Source organism: Stackebrandtia albiflava (assembly GCF_007994225.1).
GTDB lineage: Bacteria > Actinomycetota > Actinomycetes > Mycobacteriales > Micromonosporaceae > Stackebrandtia > Stackebrandtia albiflava.
In genome coordinates this window covers 1450656-1462792 of the sequence record NZ_VLLL01000006.1, presented here as the reverse complement: position 1 = coordinate 1462792, position 12137 = coordinate 1450656, and the positions used below count along the sequence as shown (strand labels likewise).

The window sequence follows — 12137 nt, the reverse complement described above, 5'->3', positions numbered from 1 at the left end:
TCAGTCGCTGTAGACGCTGGAGGCCGCCCCGGGTGGGGCGGCCTCCAGCCACGAGAGGAATCCGGTGAGTGCCGACCTGGTCATGGCGATCTCGACCTGGCCCTCGGCGGACTGGCAACACAGGATCACGATGCTCGGTGGGAACACCTGCCGCTCCGCGCCCACCGGGTCGCGTCGCTGCTCGACCCTCACGTCGGAACGGTGCAGGACCCGGCGCGGACGCAGCGAATAACTGAACATCCGATACCAGTGGAGTCGGCCGTGATCGAACTTGGCGAATCCGGGCGCCCAACCGCGACCCGGAATCCGCTGGTAGATCCGCACCGCCATGGCGACGGCGCCGTCACGGGTGACGTAGGCGCGCCTCGCGAACAGCAGCGCCAGGGCGACACCGGCGAGCAGGGGCACGGCGGCGATGGCGAGAACCGTGTTCAGCATCGGCATCCCCACCCGCGCCTGGTTCGGGTCAGTGCCCGGCGGCCGAGGCTGCCTCGGCCGGTTCACATGATTCGGCGAGTACGGTGGCGCCCTCACCGGTCACCGACAGGAATCCGCCGTTGACCCGGTAGACGAGTTCGCGGTCGCCGTCGCGCTTGATGCGTACGATGCCGGGGTCGGCGAGCTGGCCGAGCAGCGGGGCGTGACCGGGCAGGACACCGAGCTCACCCTCGGTGGTGCGGGCGATCAGCATCGTGGCCTCGCCGGACCACACCTTCTCCTCGACGGCGACCAGCTCGACGTTCAGCGTCTTTGCCACGATGCTCCTCGAATTTTCCGATGCTGGGGACGGTGAATGCGAGTGTAGCCGCCCTGATCGACCCTGCCACCGCCCGGTGCCGCCGGGGTGGTAGGTCACGGCGACGACCGCGTCACACCAGTGGCGCCGGCACGAGTGGCCCCGGACACGTTGTGAGGCGCGCCGCCCGGCGAGACCGGCCACCGCGAACGCGGTCCACGCGGCCGGATCGGACCGGAGTGTCCACTGTCTCCCGTGACGGCGTGGTCACGGCGACCCCGTCGCCCGACCGCCGTGGTCGAGGGCACGGTGAGCGCCGTCGAAGGCGGCGGAACCGGTCCCGACACCATCGTGGACGGTCAGATGCGCAGCTCGGCCGGGTAGTCGAGGCCGCGCCCGTCCGCGGGCAGATGACCGGTGTCGTTGTAGGTGATGAGTCTCGGCGGCACCGTGTCGGCGTACCTGATGACGGTGAGGCCACAGTGGTAGTCGAGCGGCCGCAACCACCCGTGCGGCGGTGCCTCCAGGGCCGAGGCGACGAAGAAGTTGATCAGGTTGCCGTGCGTGACGAGCAGCACGCGTTCGTCGGTGTCGGAGGGGACGCCGTACCGTTCGACGGCGGCGCGCGCCTGGTGCGGCCCCTCTCGCCGCACATCGGCGGGCAAGCGGGCGAAGAAGTCGCGCTGGCTCGGGGTCAACAGTCCGTCGTCCGGAACGGTGGGAATGCACTCGCGCAACAGGTCGTCGCCGAACCGGGGAACCGCCGGGAGCGTGAAGGCCAGGACGTCGGCGGTCTCGACGGCCCGCAACGCCGTCGAGTGGTGCATCGCGCTGAACCGCACACCCGACAACCGTTCCCCCAGTGCGGAGACCTGCGCCACCCCGGCGTCGTTCAGCGAGCCGCCGTGCAGCGGGTCCGCCGGGTCGGGATCGTAGGCGCCGTGCCGGACCAGATACAGCAGCCGACCTGCCACCGGGGGGTTCCTCTCGTAGGGGACGGTGGCTGCATCATGCCCCACGACCGCAAGCGGAGGAGACCGCGGTCACGCCTCCCGGTTGCGGCGCGCGTCGGACTGTTTGAGGCACAGCCCGGCTATCGCGTTGGCGAAGGACCAGATGTCGGTCTCGATGCGGATGGCGTACCCCGCACCACGACGGATGTGGTCGGACTCGGGATCCCTGTCGAGGAGCGCCATCGCGGCCTTGCGCAACGCCGTCGCCTCCACCCCGCACTCGACGACACCCGACCACAGCTCCGGCGACACGTGGCCCTCCGACAGCTCACTCCGGTATCCCCGCAACCGTTCTCGCAACGTGACGAGTCGTTGCCTGTCCTCCGGCTGAAACCCGGGAAACTCGGCTTCCACGAGGGGACCCACCTCTCTCGCCGCCATGGCATCTGTGAACTCCACACGCTACGCCGCCATCCGCCGGATCGTCCACCCGTGCGTGTTCTCCTTTAGACGGTTCGGTACACACCACGGCCGGTGACCGGGGCCGCTGCTACCGTGGTCGCCGCCGGGCGCACCGCCCGGCCCGGAGAACGGAGGCGCCCGATGACCCACATCCGGCTCGCGACCGCCGACGACATCGCACCCGCCGCCGACACGCTGGCGGAGGCGTTCGACGGCTACGCGTTCACCCGGCACACGGTCGCCGCCGACGGTCACCGCGACCGGCTGCGACGGTTCCAGCGGCTCTTCCTGGAGCGGATCGGTCTTCCGTACGGGAGGGTGTGGGTGGCCGACGACCACGCCGCGGTGGCGGTGTGGACCACACCCGCGACCGCCGCCGCCGGCGACGTGTTCGCCGGGGTGGCCGCCGAGCTGATCGACATCGCCGGTGACCGGGCGCGGCAGCACGCCGACGCGGAGGCGGTCATGGCCCGCCACCGCCCCACCGAGCCGGTGTGGTTCCTCGGCACCATCGGGGTGCGGCCCGACCGGCAGGGGGCCGGGCTGGGCCGCGCGGTCATCGCGCCTGGACTGGCCGAGGCCGCCCGTGAGGGCGTCCCCGCGTTCCTGGAGACGTCGATACGGCGCAACGTGACCTGGTACGAGTCACTCGGTTTCCGGGTGACCGCCGACTACGACCTGCCCGACGGGGGTCCTCACACCTGGTCGATGCTGCGGCCGCCGTCTGCGGAGTGACGGCTGGTCGTTCCGCGTCCGGCCGGTCGTCCCCGGCCGAGCCGTAGTAGTCCCCCGATCAGGAGTGCCGCGGCCACGCCGAGCAGGACGCCCAGCGTGTTGTTGATGACGTCGTCGGATTCGGCGATCCTGCCGAACATGGCCTGGGTCGTCTCGACTCCCACGGTCAGCACCACACCGGCCAGCAGAGACCACACGTACCGCCGGGTCGCCAGGGCCGCGAACAGTCCGAAGGGGACGTACAGGGCGATGTTGGCGACACCGTAGGCGGTGCCCAGGGTGTACTCCCAGAAGGTCAGGTTGTCCTGGCCCGGGAGGTGCCACAGGAATCCGGCGCCCGACCGGACCGCCTCGGCGGAGAAGGTGCCGCCGGTACTGACCGGCAGCGTCAGCGCCAGGATCACCGTCGTCCACACCAGGGTCAGCACCGTGGGGATCCGCCGCCAGCCGGCCACGGTGGCGAGCCACCATCCGAGCGGCACCGAGAGCAACAGGCCGATCAGCAGCACGAGGCGCACGGACGGTTCGGACGTCACCTGCCGCAGTCCCTGCCAGACCACCTGCCATTCCCCGGCGTGATCCATGGCGTCCGCCACCCCCTCATCAGGTCGAGCCCGGTGTTCAGGGGGATTGTGTCACTCGGGAGACCGGGTCAGGTGTTCTTCGGAACCGAACAGTCCGGCCCTGGCGACCCGGATCGCCCCGGCCGCCAGGTCGCACTGTTCAGGACCGGGCCGGGCCGCCACCAGGTCGGCGGTGATCACGGTGAGCTGGTCGGGCAGGACGGTGTCGTGTTCCGGCGGCGGTACGGTTCGGGACGGCTCGCCCTCGGCCTGTGCCGCCAGGTCGGCGAGCGTCTGGACGAGCGTCCGCATCACCTGCGCGCGATCGCCCTCCCCGTCGAGGGCGGGGGTACGCCAACGGGCGGGACTCCAATGCGCGACGCCGTGGACGACGCGCCTGGACTCCCGCCCGATCGTTTCGATGTCAGGCACGACCCGAGGTTACTGGCGCAGGTAGCTCAGCAGCCGCAGGATGCTCAGGTATAGGAAGATGAGGCCGGCGACCATCCCGAAGGCGGCGACCCAGGCCATCTTCTTGGGGGCACCGTAGCGGACGCTCTCCTGGACCATGTCGAAGTCGAGGATGAAGGAGAACGCTCCCCATCCGACGAAGAACAGCGCGATGCCCCACTGGATCAGGGTGACGTCGCCGTCGCCGTTGTTGAACAGGCCCAGGTTCACGCCGAACAGGCTCATGACCAGGTTGATCACCAACAGGCCCATGATGCCGATACCGGCACCGACCATGAACTTGGTGAAACGGGGGCTGTTGCGGACGACCTTCGCCTTGAACAGCAGCGCCATTCCGAAGAAGGTGCCGAAGGTCGCGATCACCGCCTGCATGACGATGCCGGTGTAGGCGGTCTCGTACGCGTAGCTGATGCCGCCGAGCATGAGACCGGCGCCGCCGGCGTACAGCGAGGGGACGACCGGGTTGGCGAAGAGCCTGCCCGACCCGATCCAGGAGGCCAGCATGGCGCCGAGGGTGATGATCATGCCGAGGAACATCAGACCCTGCGCGGCGGCGGGGTTGACGTCGGTCAGGAACCAGGTGAGCGCGCCTGCGGCACCGGTGAGCACCAACAGGCCGGCGGTACGGACGACCACGTCGTCCAGGGTCATCGGCTGGACCTGCGGTGGGGCGGCCATCTGACCGTAGTGTCCGTACTCAGGGGCCATCTGCTGGTGCTGGTGCGCCTGAGTCTGCACCATCCGGTTCAGTGCGGTGTTGTTGCTCCGCATCGCGGAAAACCTCCTTGGGACGCTTCAATGCGTCAACTGTAATGGGAAATGGCAACGACCAGGTAAAGATGATGCGCCATGTCACCGTTGTGACGAACGCTCGCGGTGACCGCCTTGTTCCCGCCTCGGCTGCCTGCGCCCGAACACATCCGGCCGAGCGCCACCCCCGGAACCCGGCCGCCGACTCCCGCCACTCCACATCCCGCCGGCCGGGTGGACGCGGTGATGCTCGGCCGACACGGCGTTCTCCGGTTGCGGCGGTGGGGATCGGTACGCCCGGACCGACGTGACCGACGCTTCGGAAGACGTGGTCCCGGAGCAGGGCGACACCTCGCCGAAGAAACAAACATGCGTGTACGTTTGTAGCCATGACTGCAGACCACGAAGTGAGACGATCCCGGCCGACGACGGTGGCCGGCTGGATCGCCGTCGCGTTCGGCATAGTCCACACCGCCGTCGCACCGTGGGACACCCGGGACACCTGGACGCAGGTGTTCGCCGAAGGCTGGTGGAACACCTTCACCCTCGACCAGGCGACGACCCTCGCGGCACTCGACCGGTCGGAGACGTTCTGGATGACGATCGGAAGCTTCGGCGTCCCGGTCCTCATCCTCGGTTGCCATGTCCTGTGGTCGGTGCGGCGGCGGCATCGGGTCCCGGCCGGACTCGGCTGGCTCCTCCTGGTGTGGGCGTCGGTACTCGCCACCGCCGCGCCGGTCTCACCGGCCTGGGCACTGGTCGTGGTCGGTGCGCTCATCGTCGTCGGAGACCGCGCCGGTCGTCCGGTCCCCGGTCACCCCAACGAACCGGAACCCGACGGAGGAGAGCGAAGCGTCCTCCGCGACACCACGGTGAGCGGGTGACGCCGATGACGGAACCGAAACCCCGGCGCACGCAGGCCGAGCGGCGCGCGCGGACCCGCGACGCGCTGTTGGAGGCGGCGGCGCGGCGGCTGTCCACCCACGGATACGCCAACCTGATGCTGGAACGGGTCGCCCGCGACGCGGGCTACTCCCGAGGAGCGGTGTACCACCTGTTCACCAACAAGGAGGAGCTCGCCCTGGCGGTCGTGACGTGGGTGCGGGACACCTGGGAGGCCGAGGTGGGGCGCTTCGCCGCCGCGCAGACCGATCCCGTCGAGGCGCTGACCACGATCGCCCACCGACACGCCGTCTTCTGCCGGCGGGACGTCGCCCGGGTGCTGATGACCCTGCGAGTCGAGTTCGCCGGCCAGGAACACCCGGTCGGGGCGGCGATCACCGAGATCATCGACCGACTCGACTCCGAGTGCGCCGCCCTGATCGCGGCGGGCCGCGCGAACGGGACGATCCCCGCCGGACCACCACCGCGGCAGACCGCGGCGGCGTACACCGCGGTCGTCGAGGCGGTGGGGATCGAACTGGCCGGCCAGGATCCGCACGACATCACGCTCATGGACCGGGCGGCACGGGGCGTACTCGGCCTGCCCGGTCCGTCCGAAGGCGACACCGAGGAGGTGCGGTGATGAGTCCACCGGTCCGCGCGCCTGGTCCGTGACCGGCGACCCGGGACCGACCGTAGACGCGACGGGCCGACCCCGTCGGCGGCCCGTTCGGCATCGCGCCGGTACCCGGCTTCCGCACGGGAACGCCCTCCCCACCTCGCGACGACACCGGTCTCCCCCGGGCCGAACGGGAAGCCTGGACCTCCCCATCGGGCAGGGTGTCGCCCCATCGTGTCGGAACGTGGACACCACCGTCGAGACCCTGAGACGATTTCCGGGTAAGCACGACGGCAGGAGCAGGCGATGCGCGTGCAACGAGAGGAACCGGAACCCGCCCCCGGCCGATCCCGGCCGTCCCCCGTCGGCCCCGGATCCGCTCCGGCCCCTCACCCGATGCGCCCCTGGGATCCCGCCACCGTGATCCGATTGCAGGCGGCGGCGGGTAACGCGGCGGTGCAGCGGCGGATCCTCTACGGCGGTAGACGAGGATTCGAGCTCAACGGGGCGAACTGGAAGAGCCGCTTCCAGTACAAGGCGCCCGGACAGGCCAAATCGCACACCACCACTCGCAAGGAGGCGCTACGGAGCCGGGTCGAGGCGATGCACCTCAGCCCCGAGGACGAGGCGCTACTGTGGCGGCGGCTCAAGGAATGGGTGGAGGACGACACCCAGCACGACCTCACGGCAGCGGATACGTTCAACGACGTCCCCGCGACCCTGTGGCGCATCATCAAGCCGGTGGCACCACCCGCCTCCATCACCGATGTGGACCGGAATCCCACGACACGAATCCGCAAACGCAAGCTCGCCCCCGAGAAGGCCCGTCCGGCACCGGACGGCCGCCCCGAGGACGAGAAGGAACGCGAGCGCAAGCGCCGACGAGTCGGGGAGATGGCCCGCGCCGCCTCCGACCTCCGTGAACAGGTTCTCGGCAACGCCGACGGGTTTCCCGCGCTCACGACCTTCGCGCCCACGTTCCGCCGTCGGGACGCCGACGAACACAAACGGCTCGACAACACCGTCGAGCCGGTCCGGCTCGGAACCCACCTGGGCGGGATCAGCCTCGGTTCCCGGCACTCCATGGGTGGCCGTGGCGGAGGCACCGGCGCCACGTACGCCGAACTGTGCACCGCTCTGATCAGCGCCGACAGCAACGGTGAGAAACTCGGTGAGGCTCGTCTGGCCGCGGCCATGCTGGACATCCTCGCCAACGGAGTGGTTCCGAGGCTGTCGGAGCCGACCATGGTCCAGATCGACCACTTCCTGGCGATCGTGGTGCGTGCCGAGATGTCACGCAGTTCGGCGGCATTGGCGTTCTGCGCGGCGGCGCTCCACCACGTGGCCCAGGGGAGGGGCACCCTGGCGGACGCCTTCGCCGGACCACGGGCGGTGTACCTGGGCGCCAACGACGGTGGTGCCAAGCTGCTGCGTAACGCCAAACGGCTGGGCACCCCGGCCGGAAAGTCGTTCAACACACCCGCGACCCGGTCGCTGGGCCACCAACAACAACGCGCCGTCGACATCACCACGGCCTACCTGGGCGATCGCGACCCGGACGCCTTCATCGCGGTGCTGTTGCAGAACGCCGCGCGATACGACGCCCGGCGCAGGATGACCGAAGACCAGTGGAAGGCGCTGCCCGCCACGACCACGACCACGACCACAACCACAACCACAACCACGTCGCACGTTCCGGCCCCGGCTCCCACCCCTACCCCCGCCCCCGTTCCCGTCCCCGGTGAACGGGACGTGAAGGGCGTGTCCGGCGAACAGCAGCGGCCCGCCCCCGGCCTGGCGGGCTACCAGGCCGACCTGTTCGCGCAGTTCGGCTCACGCGGACGGGGAGGTGGGAGCGAAGAGAATGCCGAGCCCGATTGGAACGAGGACGACTGGGATTCAACGCCGAACAGATCGTCGGACAACTCGGAGCAGTCCGAGGGGGAATCAGAACGGGAGGCCGAGGAGGAGGCCGACGGCTCCGACAGCGACCTGGAAGAGGAGGAGGATTCCGACTCCTCTCCGTCGCACCCGTGACGGTCCGTGGTGTCACATCCGGAGTCACCCGGGTGACGACCCGACCACCCCGCTCGACGTATCCGCCACACACGAACCACGGCAGTCACCTCAAGGCAGCCGCCCCGGGCAGGACGTCGGCGGCCGCCCACACCGTCCGCAGGAGGATGTGGGCGGCCGCGATGCCGTCACCAGGTGGCGCCGGCCGGCTCCTTGACGGCGGCGTTGAGCCGGTTGAACATGTTCGTCACCGCGACGGACAGCAGCAACGCGGCCAGTTCGGATTCGTCGAAGTGCCGCGACACGTCCTCCCAGAGTTCGTCGGGAACCGCGTCGCCCGAGCGATCCGCCAACCGGGTGACGGCCTCGGTGAAGGCCAGCGCGGCCCGTTCCGCGTCACTGTAGAACGGCGCCTCCCGCCACGCGGCCACCGAGTCCACCCGCTCGGTGGGTTCGCCCGCCTTACGCAGGTTGGCGGTGTGCGCGTGGACGCACGCGCTGCAGCCGTTGATCTGGCTGGCACGCAGTGCGGTGATCTCCTGGACGGCGTGAGACAGCCCGCCGGCGCCGATCGCCTTGAACAGCGCGCCGATCCCCTTCATGCCGTCCGGAAGTACGAAAGCCGGGTTCTTCATCCTCGGTCCCATGGAAGGTGTCCGTCCTATCGCTCGTCGATGATGTCGCCGTTGCCCACGGTGGCGTCGTGTGTGAGGGCGAGGGTCTGGGCCACCGGCGGGAACGCCGCCGACGCGGCGACGGCGGCGTCACGTTGTTCCGCGGTCTCCCAACGCCACACGTCCTCGTAACTGCCGTCCTCCAACCGGGTGAGCCTGGTCTCCTGCAAGCCGGTGAATCCGGCCCGGATACCCGCGATGAGTTCGCCGCGGCGTGCGAGGAGCTGGGCGAGGTCGGCGGGGTCGACGGTGTAGTGGTGTATCCGCACCGCGGTCATCTGTTCCTCCTGGGTTCGTCCCGATCGGCTGATCGGTGTCTGTTGAGCGATCATGGGGAGTCGGGTTGATATCTCGGCCATGCATCGGCGATGCGTCGCCGATCCACGGGTGGATTCGGGAGGTGATGACGGGTGGACGTGCGTTTCACCGTGCTGGGACCGGTCGAGGTGCTGCACGACGGCCGGGCGTTGACGGGGCTGGCTCCCCGGCACCGGGCGGTGCTGGCATACCTGCTGCTGCACGCGGGTACGGTGATCGGTTCCGATCGCCTCACGTCGGCGGTGTGGGCGGGTTCCCCTCCCGGGACCGCACGCTCGCAGATCCACGCCGCGGTGACGACGATCCGGCGGGTGCTGCGCGTCGCCGACGCCGATTCGCTGCTGGAGACCCGGTCCGCCGGTTACGTGCTGACCCCTCCCCCCGGCGCCCTCGACCTCGCCGAGTTCGGGCGGATGGTGGAGGAGTCCCGACGGGAGGGCGGCGCGGCCGGCGCGGCGGGACTGCGCGAGGCCCTCGCCCTGTGGCGGGGCGAGGCACTGACGGGTGTGAACGCCGGATACGTCGCGGGGGCGCGCGCCCGGCTGGAGGAGCGCCGCCTGGCCGCGTTCGAGCAACTGGTCGAATGGGAGTCCGACCTCGGCCGCCACGCCTCGCTGGTGGAGGAACTGTCGACCTGGGTGGCGGCCCATCCGTTGCGGGAGCGGCTGACCGCGCAGCTCATGCGGGTACTCCACCTGTCGGGCCGTCAGGCGGACGCGCTCGCGGCCGGGCGGCGGTACCGGACGAGCCTGGCCGAGGAACAGGGCCTTGATCCGGGTTCCCACTTCCTCGCCGTGGAACGGGAGGTCCTCCGCGACAGGTCCCGGCCGGCACCGGCGGCGCCGGATCCGGCGCCGCGTGTGGTGGACTTCCTGCCGTACGACGTCCCCGACTTCACGGGCCGCGCCGTCGAACTGGACCGGCTGACGCGGGCGGTCTCCGATCACCGGGTGTGTGTCGTCGACGGCATGGCCGGCGTCGGGAAGACCACACTGGCGGTCCACGCCGCGCATCGTCTCGCCGACAGGTACCCCGACGGCCGGTTGTTCATCGACCTGCGGGCGCACTCCTCGGGGCATTCGCCGTCGTCGTCGTTCGACGCCCTGGACGCGCTGCTGCGCCAGACGGGCGTACCCGCCGATCACATCCCGTTGGACGCGCACGCGCGGGCGGCACTGTGGCGCGAGAGGCTGGCCGATCGCGCGGTGCTCATCGTCCTCGACAACGTCGCCGACACCGGCCAGGTACGGCCGCTGTTGCCGGGGGCGTCACGGAGCACGGTCCTCATGACGAGCCGTCGCCGGCTCACCGACCTCGACGGTGTCCACGCCCTGTCACTGGACGTGCTTCCCGCGCCCGACGCCATGGCCCTGTTCGTCAACGTCGTCGGGGACCGGGCACGCCACGACTACGCCGCCTCCGGCGAGGTGTTGCGGCTGTGCGGTCACCTTCCGCTGGCGGTCCGGATCGCCGCCGCACGGCTCCAGCACCGGCCACGATGGACCGTCGGCTACCTGGCGGACCGGTTGCGGGACGAACGGCGCCGCCTGACGGAGCTGACCACCGCGGAACGTGACGTGGCGGCGGCGTTCCACCTGTCGTACCGGCAGCTTCCCGCCTCCCAGCGACGGATGTTCCGATTGCTGGGAGTGCACCCGGGCCGGGACGTGGACGCCCACGCGGCCGCGGCGCTCGCCGGTGTCGAGGTGATGGCGGCGGAATCCGACCTGGAAGACCTGTTGGACGCGCACATGCTGCTCCAGCACGAGCCCGGCCGGTACACCTTCCACGACCTGCTCCGCGAACACTCGCGGGCCACCGGTGCGTCGGAGGACGACGACGCCTCGCGCACCGCGGCCCTGTCCCGGTTGATCGACCACTGCCTGCGCACGTCGGTCTCGGCCGCCGACGTGCTGCATCCGGACAGTCGGCATCGTCGGCCCGACATCCCGCCCGCAAACCGGGAGTTCACACCCGAGCAGGCGACGGCCTGGCTCGACGCGGAACGGGCGAACCTGGCGGCCGTGTGCGAGTTCGCGGCGGTACGCGACTGGCCGGCCCAGGTCGCCGACCTCGCGACGTTGTTGTACCGCTACCTGTACAACAACGGTCACGGCACCGAGGCGCAGGTCGTCTTCACGGCGGCACTGACGGCCGCGCGTCGCGGGGACGACGCGGCGGCACAGTCACGGGCACTGTCCGACCTGGGCTGGCTGTGGTTCGGGCGCGGCGGCTACCCGCAGGCGCTGGAGCACTTCGAGGAGGCGGTGGCCAAGGCGGCGGCCGCCGGTGACGACGTCGCCCACGCGAGGGCTCAACACGGTGTCGCATGTGTACTCCAACGGCGCGGTGAGGACGCCGAGGCGGTGCGGCGCTTCACCACCGCACTGGAGCTGTTCACCGGCGCGGGAGACGACTTCGGGCGCGCCGTCGCGCTGAACAGCCTGGGTGCGTTGCACGGGGAGGCCGACCGGTTCACCGAGGCGTTGGCGGCGTTGCGCACCGCACGGGACACCTTCCGGTCGTCGGGCAGTCCCGACGGGGAGGCCGACGTGCTCGACAACCTCGGCCGGGTCCACCGCCGCAGGGGTCGGCTCGCCGAAGCCGAAGAGTGTCACCGGGCGGCGCTGGAACTGTACCGGCGATTCGGGATCAGGCGTGGTGAGGCCCGTTCGCTCAACGGGCTCGGGGCCGTGGCGTCGGCGACCGGCGCACGGGATCGGGCGGCCGGACATCACCGGGCCGCCATCGAGGCCGCCGGGGAACTCGGCGACCGGCTGGAGGAGGCCCGAGGACATGAGGGGATGGCCTCGCTCCTCGAACCCGGCGCGCCCGAGGCGAGGGAGCACGCCGCTCGGGCGCTCGACCTGTTCCGGAGACTGGGGCAGCCCGCGCCCGCCGCACTGCTGGCCCTGGCGGCCCCGGCACCGCAGGCGGCCCACACCGTCCGTCCATGAA

At 70.5% G+C, this 12137-nt stretch carries 14 protein-coding genes; 5 read left to right on the top strand and 9 right to left on the bottom strand.

Translation table 11 applies throughout. The features are described from left to right. The 4 genes from LX16_RS17680 to LX16_RS17665 form a co-directional block, all read right to left on the bottom strand. Complete coding sequence (locus tag LX16_RS17680; RefSeq protein ID WP_147140233.1) at nt 1-438, bottom strand: DUF2550 domain-containing protein; 438 nt, start codon at nt 436-438, stop codon at nt 1-3. Between the two features lie 28 nt (nt 439-466). Beyond that, entirely contained in the window at nt 467-757 is a 291-nt protein-coding gene (locus LX16_RS17675; RefSeq protein ID WP_147140231.1) for a F0F1 ATP synthase subunit epsilon, read from the bottom strand. Between the two features lie 338 nt (nt 758-1095). Continuing rightward, nucleotides 1096-1710, bottom strand: coding sequence for a histidine phosphatase family protein (locus tag LX16_RS17670; protein ID WP_158645644.1), 615 nt, complete (start codon nt 1708-1710; stop codon nt 1096-1098). A 69-nt stretch (nt 1711-1779) separates the two neighbouring features. Then, the gene (locus tag LX16_RS17665; RefSeq protein WP_147140227.1) at nt 1780-2103 is read right to left on the bottom strand and encodes a hypothetical protein; all 324 of its coding nucleotides are present in this window, start codon (nt 2101-2103) and stop codon (nt 1780-1782) included. A gap of 189 nt (nt 2104-2292) precedes the next feature. On the opposite strand from LX16_RS17665, the gene LX16_RS17660 reads away from it, so the two are divergent. After that, nucleotides 2293-2886, top strand: a complete 594-nt coding sequence (locus LX16_RS17660; protein WP_147140225.1) for a GNAT family N-acetyltransferase — start codon at nt 2293-2295, stop codon at nt 2884-2886. Here LX16_RS17660 and LX16_RS17655 read toward each other — a convergent pair. The 3 genes from LX16_RS17655 to LX16_RS17645 are packed head-to-tail and all read right to left on the bottom strand — an operon-like array spanning nt 2847 to nt 4691. Further along, nucleotides 2847-3470 carry a VanZ family protein gene (locus LX16_RS17655; RefSeq protein WP_147140223.1) on the bottom strand — a complete coding sequence of 208 codons (624 nt, stop codon included), beginning with the start codon at nt 3468-3470 and terminating at the stop codon, nt 2847-2849. The genes LX16_RS17660 and LX16_RS17655 overlap by 40 nt on opposite strands. Before the next feature lie 51 nt (nt 3471-3521). Further along, nucleotides 3522-3881: a hypothetical protein gene (locus tag LX16_RS17650; RefSeq protein WP_147140221.1), complete on the bottom strand. Its 360-nt coding sequence runs from the start codon at nt 3879-3881 to the stop codon at nt 3522-3524. A 9-nt stretch (nt 3882-3890) separates the two neighbouring features. Then, a complete protein-coding gene (locus tag LX16_RS17645) occupies nt 3891-4691 on the bottom strand; it encodes a Bax inhibitor-1/YccA family protein (protein WP_147140219.1) in 801 nt (266 codons plus the stop codon). A gap of 368 nt (nt 4692-5059) precedes the next feature. Between LX16_RS17645 and LX16_RS17640 the strand changes: the two genes are divergently transcribed. The 3 genes from LX16_RS17640 to LX16_RS27210 all read left to right on the top strand — a co-directional run bounded on the left by LX16_RS17640 (nt 5060) and on the right by LX16_RS27210 (nt 8208). Further along, nucleotides 5060-5554 carry a DUF6463 family protein gene (locus LX16_RS17640; RefSeq protein WP_147140217.1) on the top strand — a complete coding sequence of 165 codons (495 nt, stop codon included), beginning with the start codon at nt 5060-5062 and terminating at the stop codon, nt 5552-5554. A gap of 5 nt (nt 5555-5559) precedes the next feature. Next, nucleotides 5560-6195, top strand: a complete 636-nt coding sequence (locus tag LX16_RS17635) for a TetR/AcrR family transcriptional regulator (RefSeq protein ID WP_147140215.1) — start codon at nt 5560-5562, stop codon at nt 6193-6195. 282 nt (nt 6196-6477) lie between these two features. Then, on the top strand, nt 6478-8208 hold the full coding sequence (locus tag LX16_RS27210; protein ID WP_211354562.1) for a hypothetical protein: 1731 nt from the start codon (nt 6478-6480) through the stop codon (nt 8206-8208). Nucleotides 8209-8375: 167 nt separating this feature from the next. Here LX16_RS27210 and LX16_RS17625 read toward each other — a convergent pair whose 3' ends face one another. Then, nucleotides 8376-8834, bottom strand: a complete 459-nt coding sequence (locus LX16_RS17625) for a carboxymuconolactone decarboxylase family protein (protein ID WP_147140213.1) — start codon at nt 8832-8834, stop codon at nt 8376-8378. A 14-nt stretch (nt 8835-8848) separates the two neighbouring features. Then, nucleotides 8849-9139, bottom strand: coding sequence for a hypothetical protein (locus tag LX16_RS17620; protein ID WP_147140211.1), 291 nt, complete (start codon nt 9137-9139; stop codon nt 8849-8851). Between the two features lie 132 nt (nt 9140-9271). Between LX16_RS17620 and LX16_RS17615 the strand changes: the two genes are divergently transcribed. Continuing rightward, nucleotides 9272-12136, top strand: a complete 2865-nt coding sequence (locus LX16_RS17615) for an AfsR/SARP family transcriptional regulator (protein WP_211354561.1) — start codon at nt 9272-9274, stop codon at nt 12134-12136. Nucleotide 12137 lies beyond the last annotated feature (1 nt).

Bases quoted from the DNA above. Each gene is read 5' to 3' on its own strand.
- LX16_RS17680 (WP_147140233.1), bottom strand. From the start codon at position 438: ATGCTGAACACGGTTCTCGCCATCGCCGCCGTGCCCCTGCTCGCCGGT.
- LX16_RS17660 (WP_147140225.1), top strand. From the start codon at position 2,293: ATGACCCACATCCGGCTCGCGACCGCCGACGACATCGCACCCGCCGCC.
- LX16_RS17655 (WP_147140223.1), bottom strand. From the start codon at position 3,470: ATGGATCACGCCGGGGAATGGCAGGTGGTCTGGCAGGGACTGCGGCAG.
- LX16_RS17645 (WP_147140219.1), bottom strand. From the start codon at position 4,691: ATGCGGAGCAACAACACCGCACTGAACCGGATGGTGCAGACTCAGGCG.
- LX16_RS17640 (WP_147140217.1), top strand. From the start codon at position 5,060: ATGACTGCAGACCACGAAGTGAGACGATCCCGGCCGACGACGGTGGCC.
- LX16_RS17635 (WP_147140215.1), top strand. From the start codon at position 5,560: ATGACGGAACCGAAACCCCGGCGCACGCAGGCCGAGCGGCGCGCGCGG.
- LX16_RS27210 (WP_211354562.1), top strand. From the start codon at position 6,478: ATGCGCGTGCAACGAGAGGAACCGGAACCCGCCCCCGGCCGATCCCGG.
- LX16_RS17625 (WP_147140213.1), bottom strand. From the start codon at position 8,834: ATGGGACCGAGGATGAAGAACCCGGCTTTCGTACTTCCGGACGGCATG.
- LX16_RS17620 (WP_147140211.1), bottom strand. From the start codon at position 9,139: ATGACCGCGGTGCGGATACACCACTACACCGTCGACCCCGCCGACCTC.